Raw genomic sequence first — 21,604 nt, forward strand, 5'->3', positions numbered from 1 at the left:
TCGTTATGATTCGACCTAAATCAGCACATAAACTCTACCGTTTTGATTGGCAAGGCATTGACCACTCCGGCACCCGTCATGTGGGTTCGGAGCTGACCACCAGTGAAGAGACGCTCAAGCAGACACTACAGACCCAGCAGGTTTCTCTGCTCACGGTCAAACGCCGCTCACTGTCAACCTTTAGCCGTTGGCAACATAGCGCTCGCAAACACGACATAACTGCGATAACCCGCCAACTAGCAACGCTACTAGACAGTGGAGTCACGCTCACTCAGGCGCTTAAACTCATCGCCCAAGGTCAGAAGAAAGCGGAGGTGCAATGGATCATGCTGCAACTGTGTCGATGTGTCGAAGCGGGCACGCCAATTTCTCAGGCCATGCAGCAAACCCACCCGTTGTTTGATCGTTTCTACCTGAACCAGATCAAAGTTGCCGAGCAAAGCGGCCAACTGAGTCGGGTAATGAAAGGCTTAGCACGGTATCAGGAAGAGGGCCAGAGGTTGAGGGCCAAGCTAAAAGCCGCCATGATCTACCCATCCATTGTGATGACCACCGCAGCGATAGTGACCTACTTAATGCTGACGCTGGTTGTCCCTCAGTTTAAATCAATGTTTGTTGGGCTCGGCGCCGAATTGCCTTGGTTCACTCAACAAGTCCTGACTCTGTCAGAGTGGGTCGCTGCGTTCGGCGGCTATCTAATCCTGCTCACCCTTGCGCTTATCCTAGCCGTCACTAAACTGTTTGGAGTATCGTCGCGCTTGCGCCGATATGCCAGTGGCTACTCGCTCAAAATTCCGATTGTCGGCTCATTGCAAGCCGATGGTGCTTTGCATCGATTCAGCCACTCTCTGGCGATCAATGTCAGCGCAGGCATCCCGATACACCAAGGCCTAACCAGCGCTATCAACACGATTCACCACAGCTATTACCATCATGCGCTTAGCGCTGTCTATCAAGATGTGTTGGCAGGAGTGCCGATGCACATGGCTTTACGTCAAAGCCAGCGGTTTCCAGCGTTAATGATTCAAATGATCATGGTCGGGGAAGAGTCTGGTCAGCTTGAGAAGATGTTGTTCAAACTGGCTAACATCTACCAATTGCAAATCGACACTCAGGTTGAACTGCTTGAAAAGTCTCTTGAACCCATCTTGGTGTTAATTTTGGGCTTGATGGTCGGAAGTTTAGTGGTCGCGATGTACCTACCTATCTTTAACTTAATGAATGTCTTAGGATAGTATATCCAGCTTAACACCGAGTCAGCGTCGCAAATCAATGGATATTTTTAGTTACTACCCATGGCTGTTTCCAGCTCTAGCCACTATTTTTGGCCTTGTTATCGGCAGCTTTCTTAATGTGGTGATCCACCGCCTGCCTCTGATGATGGAGCGAGAATGGCGCCAAGAGTGCGCAGAAAGCTTTCCCGAGTACCAAATTGAGCCACCTCAAGGAACGTTTAACTTAAGCATCCCTAGATCTCGTTGCCCTTATTGCCAACACCCCGTCGCCATTGGTGACAATATTCCCTTACTCGGTTGGTTGCGCCTTAAAGGTCGATGTCGTCATTGCTCAGAAAAAATCAGTGCTCGTTACCCGCTGGTCGAGTGTCTGAGCGCGACTCTCAGCTTTATCCTGGCCTATCAGCTTGGTTTTAGTTACTTCTCGCTGGCGCTACTGCTGTTCACTTTTACCCTGATTGCGGCCACCTTCATCGACCTTGATACCCTATTACTGCCCGACCAACTGACTTTGCCTCTCACTTGGGCCGGCATCACTCTCGCGCTGGTTAATATCAGTCCTGTTTCTCTGCAAGACTCGGTGATTGGCGCGATAGCAGGGTATTTATGTTTGTGGAGCGTTTACTGGCTGTTTAAATTGCTCACTGGGAAAGAAGGCATGGGCTATGGCGACTTTAAGTTGCTTGCCGCCTTGGGGGCTTGGCTTGGGTGGCAACATCTGCCTTTGATCATCTTGCTTTCTTCTATCGTCGGGCTGATTTTTGGCCTGATTCAGTTGCGATTGAAGCGTCAAGGCATCGATAAAGCATTCCCGTTCGGCCCCTATCTGGCTATTGCCGGGTGGATAAGCATGATGTGGGGCGATGCGATCATGTCGTGGTATTTGCATAATTGGTTAGGAATCTAATATGGCACTCGTCATTGGACTGACTGGCGGGATCGCCAGTGGAAAAACAACCGTTGCTAATCTATTCCAACAGCAGTTCGGCATTGACGTTGTCGACGCCGATGTCGTTGCGCGAGAAGTCGTCGAACCGGGCAGTGCAGGACTCAACGCCATTGTTAAGCGTTTTGGGAATCAAATCTTAACCCCACTGGGCTCGCTCGATCGCGCTCAACTGCGTGAAATCATTTTCAGTCAGCCGAATGAAAAACAGTGGATCAACGCATTACTGCACCCAATGATTCGCCAACGCATGCAACAACAGCTGCAACAGGTTCAATCACCCTATGCGCTGCTTGTGATCCCTTTAATGGTAGAAAATAACCTGCAATCCTTAGCTAACAAAGTGATCGTGGTTGACGTAGAGCCAGAGATACAGATTGCACGTACAATGCATCGAGACGGCGTAGATGCCAAACAAGTAGAGTCGATTCTCGCCTCTCAAGCGACGCGAGAGCAAAGATTGGCCATCGCCGATTATGTGATTAAAAATAGTACAGAAAACCAAAAACTTTTGCCTCAAATCACAGAATTGCATCAAAAGTTTCTAGAAATGAGTAGGGAAAATCTGTGAGAATAAAGACTGAATTATCCAGAGCTGCATATTAATGACCACGCATTACTTCGAACATCCCTTGAACGAGAAAACGCGAATTTACCTGCGAGTAGAAGCGCTACTCAATCAGCTAAATATTGCGGCTCAGTTCAGTGATGATATGCAGCACCTGCTCTTCTATCGTTCACTGTTTGATCTCCTTGAGATCTTTGAACAGATTCAACTTAAGAGTGAGCTCGCCAAAGATATCGAAAAGCAACGGCTCACCTACCGTTCATGGCTCAACGTTGATGGCGTCGACCAAGAGATGCTGCAAAGCATTTTGAGCGAAGTCGATATTGTCCATAGTGATTTAATGGCAGCAGAACGTTTCGGTCAGAGCCTAAAAGAAGACCGATTTTTAAGCGCCATTCGACAGCGTTTCAATTTACCTGGTGGCTCATGCTGCTTTGATCTGCCTGCACTCCATCACTGGCTGCATCTACCGCTCGACAAAAAGCGCGGCGATGCAATCAAGTGGCAAAGCTCACTCAAGCCATTGGCGAACGCACTGGAGTTGTGGCTCAAACTGACCCGAGAAACGGGCCACTTCCGCCCTATCCAGGCTCAAGCCGGCTTTTATCAAAGCGACGCTGAAGAAGCCAATATTCTGCGCCTCGAAATTCCAATGCAGTATGGGGTCTACCCGATGATTTCTGGTCACAAAAATCGGTTTGCGATTAAGTTTATTGAATTTGGTTCAGGCCAGGCCTCGGTCGCCAACGTTGAATTTAATCTAGCGGTTTGCTGTTAGCCTATCGGTTATAATTGTCGCTATAATCACATCATACTGTGTTGCAAACAGAGAGTACCATGTCAAAAATTACCACTGTCCCTTGTCCACAATGTGGCAAAGAGGTTGTTTGGGGAGAGCAAAGCCCTTACCGCCCATTCTGTAGTAAACCTTGCCAAATGATCGATTTTGGCGAGTGGGCAGACGAAGAGAACAGCATCCCCGGCGCCCCCGATATGTCTGATTCTGATGGCTGGTCAGAAGACCAATATTGATAGTAAGGAACGCTGCGCTCCGAGATGCGAGAACAAGAAAAGCTGATGTGAAAACATCGGCTTTTTTATTACCTAATTGAAACATTTTAGAGCGATATGCGCTGGAGTATTTTGCGAAAGCAAGAAGGAGGAACGGAGTTTACGCCAGTAAATGAGTACCGACGACGCCGCTATCGTGAAATACCACCAGCATAGCGCCTAAAATAAAAAAAGCGGAGCCATGTGGGCTCCGCTTAATATGAGAACGCTAGTTATAGCATTACTTCTTAGCAAGTTTCTCTTTGATACGAGCTGACTTACCAGAACGCTCACGTAGGTAGTACAGTTTGGCACGACGTACTGCACCGCGGCGTTTAACTTCAATGCTATCAACCATTGGAGAGTGAGTTTGGAACGTACGCTCTACGCCTTCACCGTTAGAAATCTTACGTACAGTGAATGCAGAGTGTAGACCACGGTTACGAATACCGATTACAACGCCTTCAAAAGCCTGTAGACGCTCACGGTCACCTTCTTTTACCTTAACTTGAACAACAACTGTGTCACCAGGTGCAAAGTTAGGTAGGTCTTTTTTCATTTGCTCTTCTTCAAGAGCTTTGATGATGTTACTCATTTTCAATATTCCTAGAATAAACTGATACTAAATTTAATAGGTTACTTAACTCGAGTCTCTTTAATGAACTCGGCCAGTAATTGTTCCTGTTCGTCAGTCAGAGCTAGGTTTTCCAGGAGTTCTGGTCTTCTTAGCCAAGTACGGCCGAGCGACTGCTTGAGTCGCCAGCGACGAATGTCCTTGTGGTTGCCAGACTTGAGTACCGCTGGTACTTCTTTTCCATCTAACACCTCAGGGCGCGTATAGTGGGGGCAATCTAGCAAGCCATTGGCAAAGGAATCTTCCTCCGCCGACGCAAAGTCCCCTAGTACACCCGGTACAAACCGAGAGACAGAGTCGATTAACGTCATGGCTGGTATTTCACCACCCGTCATCACAAAATCGCCAATTGACCATTCTTCGTCAACTTCAGATTGAATGATGCGCTCATCTACCCCTTCGTAACGGCCACAAATCAGAAGCAAATTCTCATTGGTTGCCAGTTCTTCGACTCCCTGCTGGTCGAGTTTACGACCTTGAGGAGAGAGATAAATGACTTTCGTCTTACCCGGTGAGGCTTTCTTGGCCGCATGAATGGCATCGCGCAAAGGCTGCACCATCATCAACATGCCAGGACCACCACCGTAAGGTCTATCATCGACAGTGCGATGCTTGTCGTGAGTGAAATCGCGAGGATTCCAAGTCTCAATCGACAAGAGACCTTTTTTAACCGCTTGACCTGTTACTCCAAAATCAGTAACGCTGCGGAACATTTCAGGAAATAGGCTTATAACGCCAACCCACATTGTTCTGTCGCTCCGTTACTTGGAGTTAGAATCCAGGATCCCAGTCAACTTCGATCCGTTGAGCTTCGCGATCAATATGCTTGATCACTTGCTCTTCAAGGAACGGAATTAATCGTTCCTTTTGCCCAAAAGCATCTTTTAGATTTGCTTTGATTACGAGAACATCGTTGGAGCCCGTTTCTAGCATGTCAGAAACGACACCTAGATCGTAACCTTTATCGGTTACCACTTGCATTCCAATCAAATCACGCCAATAGAACTCGTCTGATGGCAATTCTGGTAATACAGCAGGGTCAATTGAGATTTCAAAGTTAGTCATTAACTGCGCGTCTTCACGCACATCAAGACCTTCAAGCTTTACCACCAAACCTTTGTTATGGCGCTTCCAGCTTTCCACTTTGTACTCGACCCAGTTTTCACCTTGCTTAACAAACCAAGGTGTGTAATCAAATATGCTTTCGGTATTGTCTGTGTAGGAAAAAACCTTGAGCCAACCACGAATGCCGTAAGTAGCACCAAACTTACCTACAACAATTTTTTCGTTGCTCACTGTTTCTTTACCTTTCATCGACATAAGCTAATTACTACTTCTTAATCTAAGAATTAAGCCGCTTTTTGAGCGTCTTTAACTAGCTTAGCTACGCGGTCAGATAGAGATGCGCCTTGACCAACCCAGTGGTTAACGCGATCTAGGTCTAGACGTAGACCTTCTTCTTGACCTTTAGCAGTTGGGTTGAAGAAACCCACTTTCTCGATGAAACGGCCAGTTGCTGCATTGCGGCTGTCCGCTACTACGATTTGATAAAATGGACGCTTTTTAGCGCCGTGACGTGCCAAACGAATGGTTACCATGTCGTCCTCTTTGCTTTCTCAAAAATAAAATTAACCCCAGAAACCACTTATCGCTAAACAGTTTGGGGCTCGTGCCAAAATAAAGCTCCGGAATTTTACTCTTATTCCGGAGCAATGCAAGGTCTTTAGCTATTTTTTCACCAACATAAAAGGGGATCTAAGTTTGTGATATAGCTAACACCTTGAAATATTGTCATACAATAAATTATCAGTTCCTAGAAGCGAAACACTTCATCGGTTCTGTTAACGGCCAAATGGGTTAAAACCGCCACCCATTCCGCCCATGCCACCCATCATGCCTTGCATGTTGCGCATCATGCCTTTCATTCCGCCTTTCTGCATCTTCTTCATCATTTTTTGCATTTGCGTGAACTGCTTGAGTAAGCGGTTGACGTCTTGGACTTGAGTGCCTGAACCTGCGGCAATACGCTTCTTACGTGAACCTTTAATAAGCTCTGGGCGTTGACGCTCTTTCATGGTCATGGAGTTGATGATGGCCTCCATCTGCTTGAACATCTTATCGTCGACTTTATCTTTGACGTTGTCAGGCAACTGCGACATACCAGGGAGCTTATCCATCATCCCCATCATGCCGCCCATGTTTTGCATCTGACCGAGTTGCTCGCGGAAGTCTTCAAGGTCAAAACCTTTTTTCTCTTTGAACTTCTTCGCTAGTTTCTCAGCTTTATCTTGATCAACGTTACGTTGCAGATCTTCGATTAACGACAGTACGTCACCCATCCCCAAGATGCGTGAGGCAACACGATCTGGGTGGAAAGGTTCTAACGCATCGGTTTTCTCACCAACACCTAAGAACTTAACTGGCTTGCCGGTAATATGACGAACCGACAGCGCTGCACCACCACGGGCATCACCATCGACCTTAGTTAGGATAACACCCGTTAACGGCAGTGCATCGCCAAATGCTTTGGCCGTATTGGCTGCATCTTGACCTGTCATGGCGTCAACCACAAACAGTGTTTCCACAGGGTTGATAGCCGTATGCAGCTCTTGGATCTCTGCCATCATCTGCTCATCAACCGCAAGTCGACCTGCGGTATCCACTAGCAACACGTCGTAGAACTTTTTCTTGGCATGATCGATAGCCGCGGTCGCGATATCTATCGGCTTTTGGTCTGCTGAAGATGGGAAGAAGTCAACGCCGACGTCCAAGGCGAGGGTTTCTAGCTGTTTAATCGCCGCCGGACGGTAAACGTCGGCAGACACAACCAAGACTTTTTTCTTCTCACGCTCTTTTAGCAATTTGGACAGTTTACCGACCGAGGTTGTTTTACCTGCACCTTGCAAACCTGCCATTAATACAACCGCTGGCGGTTGAGCCGCTAGATTGAGCGCTTCATTCGATTCACCCATGACCGCTTCAAGTTCAGTTTGAACGATCTTGATAAACTCTTGCCCAGGAGTGAGGGATTTAGACACCTCAACACCCACTGCGCTCTCTTTAATGCGCTTAATAAAGTCACGAACAACTGGCAATGCGACGTCTGCCTCAAGCAGCGCCATGCGCACTTCGCGCAACGTCTCTTTAATATTATCTTCGGTCAAACGACCTTTACCGCTGATGTTCTTCAGCGTTTTGGATAAGCGATCCGTTAAATTCTCAAACATCTTACTCTCTTTACCTAGACGGTTTTTAGGGAGACACGCCTTACTATTGTGGCGAAAATTACTATGAGTATACCTTAGCCAATCAGCGCATGACACTGCCTAGATAACTTTTGATATCTCAAGTCACGCAAATGAAGGTGATAATTCATGGCTCAAGCTGTTGATGCAGGGTATAATTTGTTAAAAATCCACCAGCTTACAGAGAATAATGGACAACCTCATCGCCGTTGTGGCGGCAATACTCTATCTATTAGCTATTGCGACTATTGTACCTGGACTGGTTCATCAAACCGGTATTCGGGTAAAAACTGTACTGGTGAGTGCAGCGCTTGCGCTCGCTTTTCATGCTTGGTTACTCAGCGATCTTATCTTAGGCAGTTCGGGGCAAAACCTCAGCATTCTCAATGTCGCCTCATTGATAAGCTTTATTATTTCATTGGTGATGAGCGCAGCGATGCTCAAGACGCGTTTGTGGTTCCTACTTCCCGTTGTCTATAGTTTCGCCGCAATTAACTTGGTTGCTGCGGTCATACTGCCCAGCACCTTTATTACCCATCTGGAACAAGATCCTAAGCTGCTGATCCATATTTCATTTGCTCTGTTCTCTTATTCCACGCTGACTATCGGTGCGCTCTATGCACTGCAACTGGCATGGCTGGACCACAAGCTGAAAGCCAAAAAGGCGATGGCCATCAACCCCAATTTGCCACCCCTTCTGATGGTTGAGCGCCAACTGTTCAACATCATACTCATCGGCACTTTACTGCTGACCGGTACTCTACTGACCGGATTTTTCTTCGTTCAAGATATGTTCGCTCAAGGTAAAGCACACAAGGCCATCCTCTCCTTCATCGCTTGGATAGCTTACTCAGTGTTGCTGTGGGGACATTTTCAAAAAGGCTGGCGTGGACGCAAAGTCACTTGGTTTGCTGTCGCCGGCGCCACCCTGCTGACCTTAGCCTATTTTGGCAGCCGCTTTGTGCGTGAAATCATTTTGCGCTGATGATCAAAACCGACAGAAAGGTGCATTAACTGCACCTTTCTTTTACACTACGCAGTTCCCTATTTGAAATTGACTTCGATAACAATTTAGGTCATAAATTAACCAAACATAACAAGGAAAAGATAAGCTTTGGACGACATATCAACGGGTATCTTATTTGCGCTACTCGCGTGTCTTATCATCATTTCAGGATATTTCTCTGGTTCCGAGACAGGTATGATGGCTCTGAACCGCTACCGTCTCAAGCATCTCGCCAACAACGGCCACAAAGGGGCAAAGCGCGTTGAAAAGCTTCTCGACCGCCCAGACCGCCTGATCGGCCTCATCCTCATCGGTAACAACCTAGTCAACATTCTTGCCTCGGCTATCGCGACTATTTTAGGTATGCGCCTTTATGGTGATCTTGGCGTGGCCATCGCCACCGGTGCCCTGACTCTGGTGGTACTGGTGTTTGCCGAAGTCACACCAAAAACCCTTGCTGCGCTGTATCCTGAGCGCGTCTCCTATGCCAGCAGTATTTTACTCACGATCTTGATGAAGCTATTGTCACCACTGGTGATGTTCGTCAACATGATCACCAATGGCTTTATTCGCCTACTCGGTATCAAAGCAGTGCATGGCGGTGATGACCATCTTAGCTCCGAAGAACTGAGAACTGTGGTCAATGAAGCCGGTAGCTTGATCCCTCGTCGACACCAAGACATGTTGATTTCGATTCTAGATCTAGAGCATGTGACCGTGAACGATATTATGGTCCCGCGTAATGAGATCACCGGTATCGATATCAATGACGACTGGAAATCGATTGTGCGCCAACTGACCCACTCTCCTCATGGTCGAGTCGTGCTTTATCGCGACCAAATCGATGAGGTGGTCGGCATGCTGCGTTTGCGCGAGTCATATCGATTGATGCTGGAAAAGAATGAGTTTACCAAAGAGACATTGCTGCGCGCCGCTGATGAAGTGTACTTTATTCCTGAGAGTACGCCGCTCAATGTTCAGTTGCTTAAGTTCCAGCGCAACAAACAACGTATTGGGCTGATCGTAGATGAGTATGGCGATATCATTGGTTTGGTGACCTTAGAAGATATTCTTGAGGAGATAGTCGGCGAGTTTACGACCTCTATCGCGCCGAGCCTGGCCGATGAGATCACCCCTCAAGGTGATGGCAGTTTCTTAATCGAGGGCAGCGCCAATATCCGAGATATCAACAAAGGTCTGAAATGGAAACTGCCTACTGATGGTCCTCGCACGTTAAACGGTTTGATTTTGGAACATTTGGAAGATATCCCAGAGAGCCACCTCAGTGTGCATGTTTCTGGCCATCCGATGGAGATCGTTGAACTAGAAGAAAACCGCATCAAGTTGGTCAAAGTCTTCCCGACCAAGAAGAAGCTCAAATCGGCGTAAACGGAGTTCTGGTCTCGAGCGGATGTCTTGCACAAGTTACGGCTCAATCAGAAATAGCAGCATACAAAAAAAGCCTTGGCATGTTGCCAAGGCTTTTTACTAACTAGCGAAAAGTGATATCAATCAGCTTAGAGACTCAACAATCCTACTTAGTCTTCCGTCACGCTGAAAAGGTTTTCCATATTCAACCCTTGTTTAATCAAAATCTCACGCAGACGGCGTAGTCCTTCAACTTGGATCTGACGTACACGCTCACGAGTTAGGTTGATTTCACGTCCAACCTCTTCCAAGGTCGATGGCTCATAACCCAAGAGACCAAAACGACGCGCAAGCACCTCTTTCTGTTTTGGATTCAGCTCATCTAACCAGTGGATAAGCGAATTACGGATATCATCATCTTGAGTCGAGACTTCTGGGTCAGAGTTGTTGATGTCGGGAATAATATCCAACAGCGCTTTCTCGCCATCACCGCCAATCGGTGTATCGACTGAGCTAATTCGCTCGTTGAGGCGCAGCATTTTGCTCACATCATCAACGGGTTTATCCAATTGAGTGGCAATCTCTTCAGCCGTTGGCTCATGGTCAAGCTTTTGCGACAGCTCTCTTGCAGTTCGCAAGTAAATATTAAGCTCTTTCACCACGTGGATCGGTAAACGAATGGTACGAGTTTGGTTCATCAGCGCGCGTTCAATAGTCTGACGAATCCACCAGGTGGCGTAAGTTGAGAAACGGAAACCGCGTTCTGGGTCAAACTTCTCTACTGCGCGAATCAGACCTAGGTTGCCTTCTTCAATTAAATCAAGCAGGGCTAAGCCGCGGTTGCTGTAACGACGTGAGATTTTAACCACCAGACGGAGGTTACTTTCAATCATACGCTTGCGTGCCGCTTCGTCACCACGTAGGGCGCGGCGTGCATATAACACCTCTTCTTCAGCAGTAAGGAGTGGAGAAAAACCGATTTCGCCGAGGTAGAGCTGCGTGGCATCTAAACTTTTGGTTGATGCATCAAACTCTTCTTTGGTCTCGGTTGTGGTAGATGACTTGAGAGAATTTTCTGATTGAAGCGTTTCCGTTGCTTCACTATCGATGTCAAATTCTTCGACTTTCGTTGCTGTATTGCTGATACTCATAGCGCCTCCCCCTGGCGAGCTAGCAAGACATTACTACGTCTAATGTCGCTATCTTACCTAACAGTAAAATTTTACGGTAAGTAGCGTTTTGGATTCACTGACTTACCTTGATAGCGAATTTCAAAGTGCAATCGAACACTGGAGGTTCCTGAGCTGCCCATTGTTGCTATTTTTTGGCCGGCTTTTACACTCTGTCCTTCGTGTACAAGCAACCGATCATTATGTGCATATGCACTCAGGTAATTGTCGTTATGTTTAATTATGACTAGATTACCGTAACCACGTAGCGCATTGCCTGAATAAACCACGGTGCCGCCTGCTGTTGATACGATGGATTGACCACGCTGTCCTGCGATATCAATGCCTTTGTTCCCTTGATCTCCAGCAGAGAAATTTTTGATAACTCTCCCTTTTGTTGGCCATAACCATTTGGAAATTTTATTGTTATTTGTTTTCGGCTGACTGACGGTTTTGTTAACATTTTGTTTACTGCTAGAACCAACATACTCCTTTGATTTCGATTGATCAACACCCTTTTTTGATTCTTTTTTAGTCGATTTGTGGCCGTTTTTTGCGCTCTCAGCGCTAACCTTTTGACTAGAGTTTTTGCTTGAAACTGACGTCGATGCAACGGTTGCGACCGCTGCTGCAGCGCCCGCACCAGTGCCACCGTACGCTGGCGGGTTATAGGCTGGTCGCCATAGGTTTAGCTTCTGTCCGGGGTGAATGGTGTAAGGAGGGGTCAAGCTATTGTAACGGATAAGATCATTTACATCTTTGTCTGTGACATACGCAATAAAATACAGCGTATCGCCCTTTTCAACTTCATAGTAACTGCCACGATAGCTTCCTCGTGCCACTGAGCTGTAGTCTTTCTTCAATCCTGACACTGGCGCAGGGGAATGAGCAGCACACCCAACCAGTGTGCTGAACACTATCAGCAGAATCAGCGGTAACGAGAAAGACTTCATAACAGATTAAGCAAGGTCTCCAGCAACCAAAGGGACAAAACGCACCTCTTCCACTGTTTCTGAGTGGTACTCATCACCATGACGCGTAATTTTATATAAGGTTTGTTCCACCGTCCCCACTGGGATGATCATCACCCCACCTTGATCCAGTTGCTCTAGCAAAGCAGCAGGCACGGACTCTGCCGCTGCGGTAACAATAATCGCATCAAAAGGCGCTTTCGCTGACCAACCTTGCCAACCATCACCATGCTTAGTCGATACATTGTAGATATCGAGCTGCTTAAGTCGACGTTTAGCCTCCCATTGCAGTGCTTTAATACGTTCGATGGAGTAGACATGGTCAACCAACTGAGCAAGCACTGCGGTCTGATAACCCGATCCAGTCCCAACCTCGAGCACTCGGCTGGTTCGACTTAACCCAAGCATCTCGGTCATTTTTGCCACAATGTATGGTTGAGAGATGGTTTGCCCCTGGCCAATGGGCAGAGCGTTGTTGTCGTAGGCCTGATGCATCATAGCTTGAGAGACAAATTGCTCCCGCGGCAAGCGGTAGATAGCGTCTAACACTTGCTGATCTTGAATGCCACTCGCGACAAGAAAGTCGATTAATCTGTCCGCATGTGGGTTTGCCATTGTTACTTGTCCTTTAACCAGTTATCCATACTTGTGATCGATTCATGTGCCGTTAAGTCGACTTGCAACGGAGTGACCGAGACGAAACCTTGCTCAATAGCATAAAAATCGGTGCCTTCGCCAGCATCTTGTTCTTTACCGGGAGGGCCTAACCAATAAATATCATGGCCTCGAGGGTCTTGCTGCTTGATCATCGCCTCAGCGTGATGACGCGCACCTAAACGGGTAACCCGCGTGCCTTTTAGCTTGGCCAGCGTCACGTCAGGCACATTGACATTCAACAAGCGATTGGTTGGGATAGGATTTATCGCATGTTGCTCAACCAATTGGCGCGCTATCGCCGCAGCCGTGGCAAAATGATGCTTGCCCACCAATGAGAACGCGATAGCCTGTACGCCGAGAAAGTGGCCTTCCATCGCGGCTGCAACCGTGCCTGAGTAAAGCACATCATCGCCCAAGTTTGCGCCGTGGTTCACCCCAGTTAATACCAAGTCTGGCAAATCGTCTTTCATCAGTTCATTCAATGCAAAGTGCACGCAGTCGGTAGGTGTGCCTTGCACCGAGTAGACTTGGGGCGCAATTTGATTAACCCTGAGTGGCTGCTCTAACGTGAGTGAATTTGAGGCGCCAGAACGGTTTCTATCAGGGGCAACAATCGTCACTTGCGCCAGATCCCGCAGCGCATCCGCCAGACAGTGAATGCCTTGTGCATGAACACCATCATCATTACTTATCAATATATTGAGTTTGTTGTCGCTCATCCGTAGTGACGCTCCACTTCAATTTCTTCAACCAGTTCACGAATAATTGCGGTAGCAAAACTGCCAGCCTCAAGCGCAAACTGTAAAGTGATATTGTTCCCCTCGATTTGCCAAGCGAGTTGCTGAGGCATCAAGGCCACCTCGCGGCGGTCATGACGCATGCGATTACCGCGAATCAATGCCATCAAATCTGGCTCAGCATCTAAATGCGGCTGCTCCAGCGCCAAAGCCTGATCGGTGGTTGGCAATGCGTTGTCACCGGCTAACGCAGCCGTCAACTGACACTGATGTTGTGCAAGATGTTCATTGATTTGCTCGATAGTACTCGCCTCTACCGCCACTAACTCATCTTGTTGACGAACTAAATCTCCGACAATCGCACGTTCAAACAGACCTTGCTCAATACGGGCAGACACTATGGTATTGAAAATCCATGATCGAGCGGCCGACAAGTAGAGGCTGCGCTTGTTCTGATTGCGAGTGCGTACGTTATCGCGTCCCCAACGGCGCGCTTCAGTTAAGTTATTGCCTTGGTTACCAAAACGCTGGCTGCCAAAATAGTTGGGTACACCGACTCGCTGTATCGCCTCTAACCGCTTGACCACATCTTCCATGTCCGTCACCTCTGACACGGTGATGGCAAATTGGTTTCCAATCAAATCGCCCGGACGTAATTTTTTGTTGTGTCGGTCTGTGGCGATGATTTCAATACTAGGGTATTGCGCCAAAAACTGAGTCAAATCGGGTCTATCGCCTTTCGGTAGATGGACGCTGAGCCATTGCTCAGTCACGGCATGGCGATCCTTAAGGCCAGCCCAACTGACGTCTTTCGACTTCACACCACATGCTTTGGCTAACTCGTTGGCCACAAAACTGGTGTTTTCACCGGTTTTACGAATACGCAGCATCAAGTGTTCGCCTTGACCAGAAAACTCAAAACCTAAGTTTTCGTTCACCTGAAAGTGTTCAGGTTTCGCTTTAAGTTTGCCCTTGGCCGTCGGTTTGCCATGCAAGTAAGCGAGGGAAGATAAAATATCAGACATCATTCGGATCCGTTGTCAGCTATCAATGACAACTGAGTTATTGTTTAACCAGTAAAACAACCGCTTCGGTTGCTATACCCTCTTTACGCCCAGTGAAACCAAGCCTTTCTGTTGTGGTCGCTTTCACGTTGACGTTAGACACGTCCGTTTGCAAATCTTGTGCGATCACCTCGCACATGGCGTCAATGTGCGGCGCCATTTTTGGTGCTTGTGCCATGATGGTAATGTCCGCATTGCCAAGCTTGTACCCAAGACTTTGAACACGGCGGTATACATCACGCAGTAACTCACGGCTATCTGCCCCTTTCCATTTGTCGTCGGTATCGGGGAAATGACGGCCAATATCGCCAGCAGCAATTGCTCCTAACAAGGCATCACACAAAGCATGCAGCGCGACATCACCATCAGAGTGGGCTATCAGACCTTGCTCATAAGGCACAGAGACGCCACCAATAATAACTGGGCCTTGCCCACCAAACTTATGAACGTCGAAGCCGTGACCAATTCGAATCATGAGTTATCCTTTATTTCTATTAAGATAAAACTCGGCAAGTGCCAAATCTTCCGGTTGGGTGATTTTAATATTATCGGCGCGGCCTTGAACCAATGCTGGGCTATGTCCTAACCATTCAATCGCCGACGCTTCGTCGGTAATTTGCACCCCTTGCTCCAAGGCAGCGCAGAGCGCGTCTGTCAGTAGTTGAGTGTCAAACATTTGTGGCGTCAATGCGTGCCACATTGCCTGCCTATCGACCGTGTGATCGATATGTTGCTGCTGATTGGCACGTTTCATGGTATCGCGCACTGGCGCCGCAAGAATCGCTCCATAGGGGTGAGAGTAGGCCTGCTCAATTAAGCTGTCGATATCCTCTAGCGTGATACACGGCCTAGCCGCGTCATGCACCAACACCCAAGGTGCGCACTGGTACTGTTTAAGATACTGCAGTGCCGACAACACGGAATCTGCGCGCTCTTTGCCCCCACTGACTCGCACTACCTGGCTATGGTTGGCCAATGGCAGTGCTGAAAAATAAGGATCATCATCGCTAATGGCGACCACCACTTGGGCGATCTCAGGGTGGGAAAGAAGCTTCTCGAGGGTGTGTTCCAGTACTGTTTTGCCTTGGATGGTCAAATACTGCTTAGGGCGGTCTGCTTTCATTCGACTGCCGACGCCCGCAGCCGGAACAACCGCCACCAAAGAACCAGGTTCAGGCATGTTAATTATCCTCGCCGATAATACGATAAAACGTCTCGCCTTCTTTGATCATACCGAGTTCGTGCCGTGCTCGCTCTTCAATCGCATCGAGCCCTTGGCGTAAGTCGTCGATCTCGGCAAACATTTCGTCGTTACGGGCTTTCAAGTTACTGTTCACTTGATGCTGAACCTCTATCTCAGCACTGACCGCCTGAAAGTCGGCGATCCCGTTTTTGCCCAGCCACAGTTCATACTGCAGCCAGCCTAAAATAAGGGTCAACATCAAAGCAAATATACGCATACCGTCAATCAAAAAAGCGAGAGTCACAACAACCACATATATATCACAATGTATTTAGTGGCGCGAGATGGCGCTACATGGCATCAATAAAAGCGCTGCCGTTAGTTGAGTAATAGAAACGCAATCAAGCCAACGCCCAGCAGCAAACGATAGATGACAAATGGCGTCATTCCGATCCGTGAGATCAACTTAAGGAATAAGTGAATACACAGGTAAGCACTGATAAAGGAGGTAACAATTCCCGTGACTAGTACGCCAAGATGAACCGGCTCACCGCTGGTGACCAATTTAAGTCCTAAATATCCCCCAGCCAGCAGAATAATTGGAATCGACATCAAAAATGAAAAACGGGCGGCAGCTTCACGAGTAAAGCCCAAATAGAGCGCGGCAGTGATGGTTGCCCCCGAACGCGAAGTACCAGGAATCATTGCCAAAGCTTGGCTAACACCAATAAACAGCGCTTTTTTCCAATCGGCTTGGTATTCGTCATCGGTCAAAGACGCATGCTTGTCGACATACCAGAGCAACAGACCAAATACGATCGTCGTTGTGGCGATGACCCATGCGCTGCGCAAGTACAGTTCGATGAAGTCTTTCATCAGCAGGCCAAACACACAAGCTGGAATCGTCGCCAGCAAGATCATCCAAGCCAGTTTGGCTTCTTTACTGCGTTCGCCGTGGAAAATAGACCCAAAAAAGGCGTGTAATAAGCTGATAACCTCGTGCCGAAAATAAATCATCACCGCCAATAGAGTGCCGACATGCACTGCGACATCAAACGCTAACCCTTGATCTTGCCAACCAAGAATCGCTGAGGGCAAAATAAGGTGCGCGGAGCTCGAAATAGGCAGAAACTCGGTTAAACCTTGGATCAGTGCCAAAACAAAAGCTTCAAAATAACTCATGAAAATCTCGTCAATTAATAATCAAACCAAACTGGAACCGGAGTCAGTGCGCTATCAAACCGAGTTTGTTGCCAAATCTGCTCAATGCGACGCCCATCGCTGGGCACAACTAAACCGGGACAGAGCTCGTTGAGCGGCTCAAGCACGAACGCGTAATGAAAAATGTCACTGCGGGGTAACTGTGGAGACGACTCACTGGTAAGCTCTCCGAAGAGAAGAATATCCAGATCCATGGTGCGAGGCTCAAACTTACCAGCGTGCTCAGAACGCCCCCATTTGATCTCAATTGCACGCAGCTGCTGGGCGAACTCGGCTAAGTCTAGCGACGTTTTCATCTCAACCACTAGGTTATAAAACGCTTGGCTGTTAAATCCGACCGCTTCACACTCATAAATGGTCGAGAGGCGCAGTTGCTGCCCTAACGCGCTCAGCTCGTCAATCGCCGCTTGTATGTGTTTCCGCCTTTGTATGTTTGACCCAACCCCAATGTAGGTTGTGATCATAACTGGCCTCGCTCAATGACCACACCAACGCCTTTGGCTTGCGCGACTGCACCTGGTTTGGTTAAGCGAATCGAAATCCAAGCCACGCCAAAACGCGTCATGATCAACTCGGCGACCTCTTCGGCCACACGTTCCACCAACAGAAAACGACCGCCTTCGATATGAGAAAGCACCGCTTGACTGACCTGAGCGTAATCGAGCGCATCAACCACATCATCGCTTTTTCCAGCAGGACGATTGTCATGAGCCATTTCAATATCAAGCACCAACTTCTGCTTGATCTCTTGCTCCCAATCGTAAACCCCAATGGTGGTAATGACTTCTAATTGCTCGATAAATACTTTATCCATGTGATACTTCCTTTACAGGTCGGATACCCAAGTGGGGTAAAAAGTCGTACTATTTGCATCTCAAACCAAGCCTATGCCATAGTTTGAGCGTGTCAGGCGCGATATGATATCAGTTACTAGCTTGGCGAACACCTGTTTCAGACGAGTTACTCTACTATGACCCCACTAGCACTAGTAATGATCATTTTCGCCTACCTCTTGGGCTCGATCTCAAGTGCTGTGTTGATCTGTCGAATACTCAGACTCCCCGATCCACGAGGTGTCGGCTCTCACAACCCTGGCGCAACCAACGTGCTGCGAATTGGTGGTAAGAAAGCCGCCGCCGCTGTGCTGCTGTGTGACATGCTAAAAGGCACCATTCCTGTATGGGGAGGCTACTTCCTAAACATTGATCCTATTATTTTGGGTGTGGTCGCGATTGCCGCTTGCTTGGGACATATGTATCCGATCTTTTTTCATTTCAAAGGTGGTAAAGGTGTCGCCACCGCATTGGGGGCGATCGCGCCGATCGGACTGGATCTTAGTGCGATGATCATCGCCACTTGGCTCAGCGTCGCTTTACTGTTTCGTTATTCATCCCTAGCCGCTATCGTCACCGTGCTTTTGGCTCCGTTTTACACTTGGATAATCAAGCCTCAATACACCTTGCCGGTTGCGATGCTGTGTTGCTTGATCGTGTTTCGTCATCATCAAAATATTAAACGCTTGTTTTCCGGCACTGAGCCTAAAGTCGGAGATAAGAAAAACGGATTAAAAAAAGCCTCGTAAATGAGGCTTTTTTAGGTGTTAAGCGTGGTTTCTGGCTAAGAATTCTTTGAGCATATTAGTGACGAACGGCGCTTGTTCGAGGTTGGAGATATGTCCCGCTTGTGGGATTTGAACCAGCTCCGAGCCAGAAATCGCATCGTGCATCAAAAACGATTCGAGCACTGGGCGAGGCTTGTCTTCTTGACCCACAGCAATCAAAACCGGCAGCGCCAACTTTTCAACATCCTCCATCTGGTCTCGTCGACCAAAGACCATTCGCCCTACCCGCGCCACTTCAACCGCTTGCTGACCTTTTAAATCATACAGTCGCTGTTCAAATTGCTCGACAAGCTGCGGATTATCCTGCTTGGCATTGTTGGCAAAAAACAGCGGTGTAACGGCTTCAACAATAGGCGCTGGAACTGCTTTCGCTTGGCTAATGGCTTCTAACATCGCAAAGTATTTGTTATGGGTCACTTCTGGCTCTAAGCCAACAAACGTATCCATTAGTACCAATGACTGAACTCGCGAAGGAACCAAAGAAGCCACTTCCGTTGCCCACATTCCACCAACCGATAGACCAACAACAGAAAAGTGCTCAACCTGTAAATGGTCTAAAAGAGCCACAATCTGCTTGGCATAGTCTGACAATGAACGGGTTGTTTCTGGCGCGGCATCAGACTCACCATGCGCCCATAGCTCAGGCACGATACAGCGATAATGCTGGCTGAGCGCTTCTACTTGTGGCGCCCACATCTTGCTATCCCATAAATAGCTATGACCAAACACCAATACCGGGCCTGAACCTACATCTTGATAAGCCATTTCTCGGCCATCGACAGCAAATTTGTACATACTTCTAACCATTGATTATTTTTATAAAATCGGAGGGTACCATCATTTTCTCAACTAAAACGTCGGAACTCTCTTTATTCAGATAAAGAAAAGGCCGCCAAAACAGCGACCTTCACACAATAACTGACTTACGGTTAAGCGATCGGTTCCAATTGATCAATCGGCCAACGCGGTGTGGCTTGTACCGCCAAATCAGCAACTTCGCCATTCTTTAAGCGTTGCATACCCGCGTAGGCAATCATAGCGCCGTTATCGGTACAAAACTCCGTACGAGGGTAATACACCTCACCACCAATCTTATTCGCCAGTTGCTCAAGGTCAGCACGTAAACGACGGTTGGCACTCACTCCGCCAGCGATTACGATGCGTTTAAAGCCAGTCTGCTCAAGCGCGCGCTTACACTTGATAGTCAGTGTTGCGCATACTGCTTCCTCGAAAGCTAGGGCAATATCGGCGCGAGTCTGCTCGTCATCGCCATTGGCGGCAATGGTATTGGCGGTAAATGTCTTAAGCCCGGAAAAGCTCATATCCAAACCTGGGCGGTCCGTCATTGGGCGCGGAAACTTAAAGCGTCCGGGGGTACCTTTTTCTGCCAGCTTAGACAGTAATGGTCCACCAGGGTAATCCAAACCCATTAACTTAGCGGTTTTATCAAACGCCTCGCCTGCGGCATCATCAATCGACTCACCTAGAATTTTGTACTCACCAATGCCTTTCACTTCCACCATCATTGAATGCCCACCCGACACCAAGACAGCCACAAATGGGAAAGGTGGCGGGTTGTCTTCTAACATTGGCGCGAGTAAGTGCCCTTCCATATGATGCACTGGCACTGCAGGAACGCCCCAAGCGTAGGCCAAACTGCGGCCAATTGTGGCCCCGACGAGAAGCGCGCCAACCAACCCCGGGCCTGCGGTGTAGGCCACACCATCGATATCAGCGGGCGTGACATTAGCTTCTGCCATGGCGGCTTTGATAAGAGGGATGGTCTTTTTCACGTGGTCACGAGACGCCAGTTCCGGCACTACCCCGCCATAGTCAGCATGTAACTTAACTTGACTGTACAGCTTGTGCGAAAGCAGGCCTTTTTCATCATCATAGATGGCAATACCCGTTTCATCACAAGAGGTTTCGATACCAATAATGCGCATGGTTTACCTTGCAGGTTGAGAGGTTTGATTCAAAATTGGCGCAATCTTACCGCGCCTTCGCTTTGCAAACAAATTTTGTGCAAACTCTACCCAACAAAATACTTTACAAAGCCAGTGTGATCGGATTAAAATTCCGCACCATTTTTGATCAAGCTGATTGTAGACCTAGTATTCAAGCTAAGTCGTGTGAAGTCAGCATTAACGAATAACCCCTGAGGTGAAAGGCATATGCCAGTAGTTAAAGTACGTGAAAACGAACCGTTCGACGTTGCTCTACGTCGTTTCAAACGCTCTTGCGAAAAAGCAGGTATCCTTTCTGAAGTGCGTCGTCGTGAGCACTACGAAAAGCCAACTACAGTTCGCAAACGCGCTAAAGCAGCAGCTCAAAAGCGTCACGCTAAGAAGCTAGCTCGCGAAAACGCTCGTCGCGTTCGCCTGTACTAATAACTAAGTCCTAAAGGATTCTAGTTATGGCTCTTATTGACACGCTCAAAGAAGAGCAAAAATTAGCGATGAAAGCCAAGGACAAAACGCGCCTTGGCACTATTCGTTTAGCGCTAGCAGCCATTAAGCAGCGTGAAGTTGACGAACAGATCACTCTGGGCGATGACGACATCCTTGCTGTGCTGACTAAGATGGTTAAACAACGTCGCGACTCTGTCGCTCAATATGAAGCAGCGAATCGTCAAGATTTGGCTGAGGCTGAGAAAGCAGAAATCACCGTACTTGAGGACTTTATGCCTCAACCGTTGACTGAAGAAGAAGTAGCGGCACTGATTGACAGTGCGATTACCGAATCTGGTGCAGCGGGCATGCAAGACATGGGTAAAGTGATGGGCGTTCTCAAACCACAGATTCAAGGGCGCGCAGATATGGGTAAAGTGAGCGGTTTAGTTCGCGCTAAACTGGCTTAATTGCCCAACCCAATTGCAACAAGCCGTGCTATCCTTCGGAATGCGCGGCTTGTTTGTATCTACCCTATC

General features: G+C 48.0%; 28 protein-coding genes. 10 read left to right on the forward strand and 18 right to left on the reverse strand.

Annotated elements, in window-relative coordinates; genetic code table 11:
• Positions 1-5 precede the first annotated feature (5 nt).
• From MTO69_RS11460 to yacG, 5 genes are read left to right on the forward strand one after another with little or no spacing between them, the layout of a single operon-like run.
• Positions 6-1,235 carry a type II secretion system F family protein gene (locus tag MTO69_RS11460; RefSeq protein WP_248329361.1) on the forward strand — a complete coding sequence of 410 codons (1,230 nt, stop codon included), beginning with the start codon at positions 6-8 and terminating at the stop codon, positions 1,233-1,235.
• Positions 1,236-1,272: 37 nt separating this feature from the next.
• A complete protein-coding gene (locus MTO69_RS11465) occupies positions 1,273-2,142 on the forward strand; it encodes a prepilin peptidase (RefSeq protein WP_248329363.1) in 870 nt (289 codons plus the stop codon).
• A gap of 1 nt (position 2,143) precedes the next feature.
• Positions 2,144-2,752, forward strand: coding sequence for a dephospho-CoA kinase (coaE, locus tag MTO69_RS11470; RefSeq protein WP_248329365.1), 609 nt, complete (start codon positions 2,144-2,146; stop codon positions 2,750-2,752).
• A gap of 34 nt (positions 2,753-2,786) precedes the next feature.
• The gene (zapD, locus tag MTO69_RS11475) at positions 2,787-3,527 is read left to right on the forward strand and encodes a cell division protein ZapD (protein WP_248329367.1); all 741 of its coding nucleotides are present in this window, start codon (positions 2,787-2,789) and stop codon (positions 3,525-3,527) included.
• A 59-nt stretch (positions 3,528-3,586) separates the two neighbouring features.
• Positions 3,587-3,781 carry a DNA gyrase inhibitor YacG gene (yacG, locus tag MTO69_RS11480; protein WP_248329369.1) on the forward strand — a complete coding sequence of 65 codons (195 nt, stop codon included), beginning with the start codon at positions 3,587-3,589 and terminating at the stop codon, positions 3,779-3,781.
• 259 nt (positions 3,782-4,040) lie between these two features.
• On the opposite strand, the gene rplS is transcribed toward yacG, so the two are convergent.
• From rplS to ffh, 5 genes are all read right to left on the reverse strand, one after another.
• A complete protein-coding gene (gene rplS, locus MTO69_RS11485; RefSeq protein WP_045977783.1) occupies positions 4,041-4,394 on the reverse strand; it encodes a 50S ribosomal protein L19 in 354 nt (117 codons plus the stop codon).
• 41 nt (positions 4,395-4,435) lie between these two features.
• Entirely contained in the window at positions 4,436-5,179 is a 744-nt protein-coding gene (trmD, locus tag MTO69_RS11490) for a tRNA (guanosine(37)-N1)-methyltransferase TrmD (RefSeq protein ID WP_239876866.1), read from the reverse strand.
• Between the two features lie 25 nt (positions 5,180-5,204).
• Positions 5,205-5,753 carry a ribosome maturation factor RimM gene (gene rimM / locus MTO69_RS11495; RefSeq protein WP_248329371.1) on the reverse strand — a complete coding sequence of 183 codons (549 nt, stop codon included), beginning with the start codon at positions 5,751-5,753 and terminating at the stop codon, positions 5,205-5,207.
• A 29-nt stretch (positions 5,754-5,782) separates the two neighbouring features.
• Positions 5,783-6,031: a 30S ribosomal protein S16 gene (rpsP, locus tag MTO69_RS11500; RefSeq protein ID WP_005438039.1), complete on the reverse strand. Its 249-nt coding sequence runs from the start codon at positions 6,029-6,031 to the stop codon at positions 5,783-5,785.
• A gap of 243 nt (positions 6,032-6,274) precedes the next feature.
• Complete coding sequence (ffh, locus tag MTO69_RS11505; protein WP_248329372.1) at positions 6,275-7,660, reverse strand: signal recognition particle protein; 1,386 nt, start codon at positions 7,658-7,660, stop codon at positions 6,275-6,277.
• 208 nt (positions 7,661-7,868) lie between these two features.
• On the opposite strand from ffh, the gene MTO69_RS11510 reads away from it, so the two are divergent.
• Together MTO69_RS11510 and MTO69_RS11515 are read left to right on the forward strand one after the other, a co-directional pair.
• A complete protein-coding gene (locus MTO69_RS11510) occupies positions 7,869-8,663 on the forward strand; it encodes a cytochrome C assembly family protein (protein ID WP_248329374.1) in 795 nt (264 codons plus the stop codon).
• Between the two features lie 129 nt (positions 8,664-8,792).
• A complete protein-coding gene (locus MTO69_RS11515) occupies positions 8,793-10,073 on the forward strand; it encodes an HlyC/CorC family transporter (RefSeq protein WP_248329375.1) in 1,281 nt (426 codons plus the stop codon).
• A 149-nt stretch (positions 10,074-10,222) separates the two neighbouring features.
• Here MTO69_RS11515 and rpoS read toward each other — a convergent pair whose 3' ends face one another.
• The 11 genes from rpoS to folB all read right to left on the reverse strand — a co-directional run bounded on the left by rpoS (position 10,223) and on the right by folB (position 17,868).
• The gene (gene rpoS, locus MTO69_RS11520; protein ID WP_248329377.1) at positions 10,223-11,203 is read right to left on the reverse strand and encodes an RNA polymerase sigma factor RpoS; all 981 of its coding nucleotides are present in this window, start codon (positions 11,201-11,203) and stop codon (positions 10,223-10,225) included.
• 71 nt (positions 11,204-11,274) lie between these two features.
• The gene (gene nlpD, locus MTO69_RS11525) at positions 11,275-12,174 is read right to left on the reverse strand and encodes a murein hydrolase activator NlpD (RefSeq protein ID WP_248329379.1); all 900 of its coding nucleotides are present in this window, start codon (positions 12,172-12,174) and stop codon (positions 11,275-11,277) included.
• 6 nt (positions 12,175-12,180) lie between these two features.
• The gene (locus tag MTO69_RS11530; protein ID WP_248329381.1) at positions 12,181-12,807 is read right to left on the reverse strand and encodes a protein-L-isoaspartate(D-aspartate) O-methyltransferase; all 627 of its coding nucleotides are present in this window, start codon (positions 12,805-12,807) and stop codon (positions 12,181-12,183) included.
• A gap of 2 nt (positions 12,808-12,809) precedes the next feature.
• The gene (gene surE / locus MTO69_RS11535) at positions 12,810-13,568 is read right to left on the reverse strand and encodes a 5'/3'-nucleotidase SurE (RefSeq protein WP_248329383.1); all 759 of its coding nucleotides are present in this window, start codon (positions 13,566-13,568) and stop codon (positions 12,810-12,812) included.
• Complete coding sequence (gene truD / locus MTO69_RS11540) at positions 13,565-14,611, reverse strand: tRNA pseudouridine(13) synthase TruD (protein WP_248334470.1); 1,047 nt, start codon at positions 14,609-14,611, stop codon at positions 13,565-13,567. Before truD ends, surE begins: the two co-directional genes overlap by 4 nt.
• A gap of 37 nt (positions 14,612-14,648) precedes the next feature.
• The gene (gene ispF, locus MTO69_RS11545; RefSeq protein WP_248329385.1) at positions 14,649-15,125 is read right to left on the reverse strand and encodes a 2-C-methyl-D-erythritol 2,4-cyclodiphosphate synthase; all 477 of its coding nucleotides are present in this window, start codon (positions 15,123-15,125) and stop codon (positions 14,649-14,651) included.
• Between the two features lie 3 nt (positions 15,126-15,128).
• Positions 15,129-15,830, reverse strand: coding sequence for a 2-C-methyl-D-erythritol 4-phosphate cytidylyltransferase (gene ispD / locus MTO69_RS11550; RefSeq protein ID WP_248329387.1), 702 nt, complete (start codon positions 15,828-15,830; stop codon positions 15,129-15,131).
• 1 nt (position 15,831) lies between these two features.
• Positions 15,832-16,110 (reverse strand): cell division protein FtsB, encoded by a 279-nt coding sequence (ftsB, locus tag MTO69_RS11555; protein WP_248334471.1) that lies wholly within the window; start codon positions 16,108-16,110, stop codon positions 15,832-15,834.
• A 101-nt stretch (positions 16,111-16,211) separates the two neighbouring features.
• Entirely contained in the window at positions 16,212-17,015 is an 804-nt protein-coding gene (locus tag MTO69_RS11560) for an undecaprenyl-diphosphate phosphatase (protein ID WP_248329389.1), read from the reverse strand.
• A gap of 14 nt (positions 17,016-17,029) precedes the next feature.
• Positions 17,030-17,518, reverse strand: a complete 489-nt coding sequence (gene folK / locus MTO69_RS11565) for a 2-amino-4-hydroxy-6-hydroxymethyldihydropteridine diphosphokinase (RefSeq protein ID WP_248329390.1) — start codon at positions 17,516-17,518, stop codon at positions 17,030-17,032.
• Positions 17,515-17,868, reverse strand: coding sequence for a bifunctional dihydroneopterin aldolase/7,8-dihydroneopterin epimerase (folB, locus tag MTO69_RS11570; RefSeq protein WP_248329392.1), 354 nt, complete (start codon positions 17,866-17,868; stop codon positions 17,515-17,517). Before folB ends, folK begins: the two co-directional genes overlap by 4 nt.
• A gap of 156 nt (positions 17,869-18,024) precedes the next feature.
• Between folB and plsY the strand changes: the two genes are divergently transcribed.
• Entirely contained in the window at positions 18,025-18,636 is a 612-nt protein-coding gene (gene plsY, locus MTO69_RS11575) for a glycerol-3-phosphate 1-O-acyltransferase PlsY (RefSeq protein WP_248329394.1), read from the forward strand.
• A gap of 18 nt (positions 18,637-18,654) precedes the next feature.
• Here the strand turns inward: plsY and MTO69_RS11580 are convergent, their stop codons facing one another.
• Positions 18,655-19,470 (reverse strand): alpha/beta fold hydrolase, encoded by an 816-nt coding sequence (locus MTO69_RS11580; protein ID WP_248329396.1) that lies wholly within the window; start codon positions 19,468-19,470, stop codon positions 18,655-18,657.
• A 134-nt stretch (positions 19,471-19,604) separates the two neighbouring features.
• Positions 19,605-20,621 (reverse strand): tRNA (adenosine(37)-N6)-threonylcarbamoyltransferase complex transferase subunit TsaD, encoded by a 1,017-nt coding sequence (gene tsaD / locus MTO69_RS11585; RefSeq protein ID WP_248329398.1) that lies wholly within the window; start codon positions 20,619-20,621, stop codon positions 19,605-19,607.
• A 228-nt stretch (positions 20,622-20,849) separates the two neighbouring features.
• Between tsaD and rpsU the strand changes: the two genes are divergently transcribed.
• Positions 20,850-21,065, forward strand: a complete 216-nt coding sequence (gene rpsU, locus MTO69_RS11590; protein ID WP_001145625.1) for a 30S ribosomal protein S21 — start codon at positions 20,850-20,852, stop codon at positions 21,063-21,065.
• Positions 21,066-21,091: 26 nt separating this feature from the next.
• Entirely contained in the window at positions 21,092-21,535 is a 444-nt protein-coding gene (locus MTO69_RS11595; protein WP_248329400.1) for a GatB/YqeY domain-containing protein, read from the forward strand.
• The last annotated feature ends 69 nt before the right edge of the window (positions 21,536-21,604 follow it).

Source organism: Vibrio sinaloensis, from assembly GCF_023195835.1.
GTDB classification, from domain to species: domain Bacteria; phylum Pseudomonadota; class Gammaproteobacteria; order Enterobacterales; family Vibrionaceae; genus Vibrio; species Vibrio sinaloensis_C.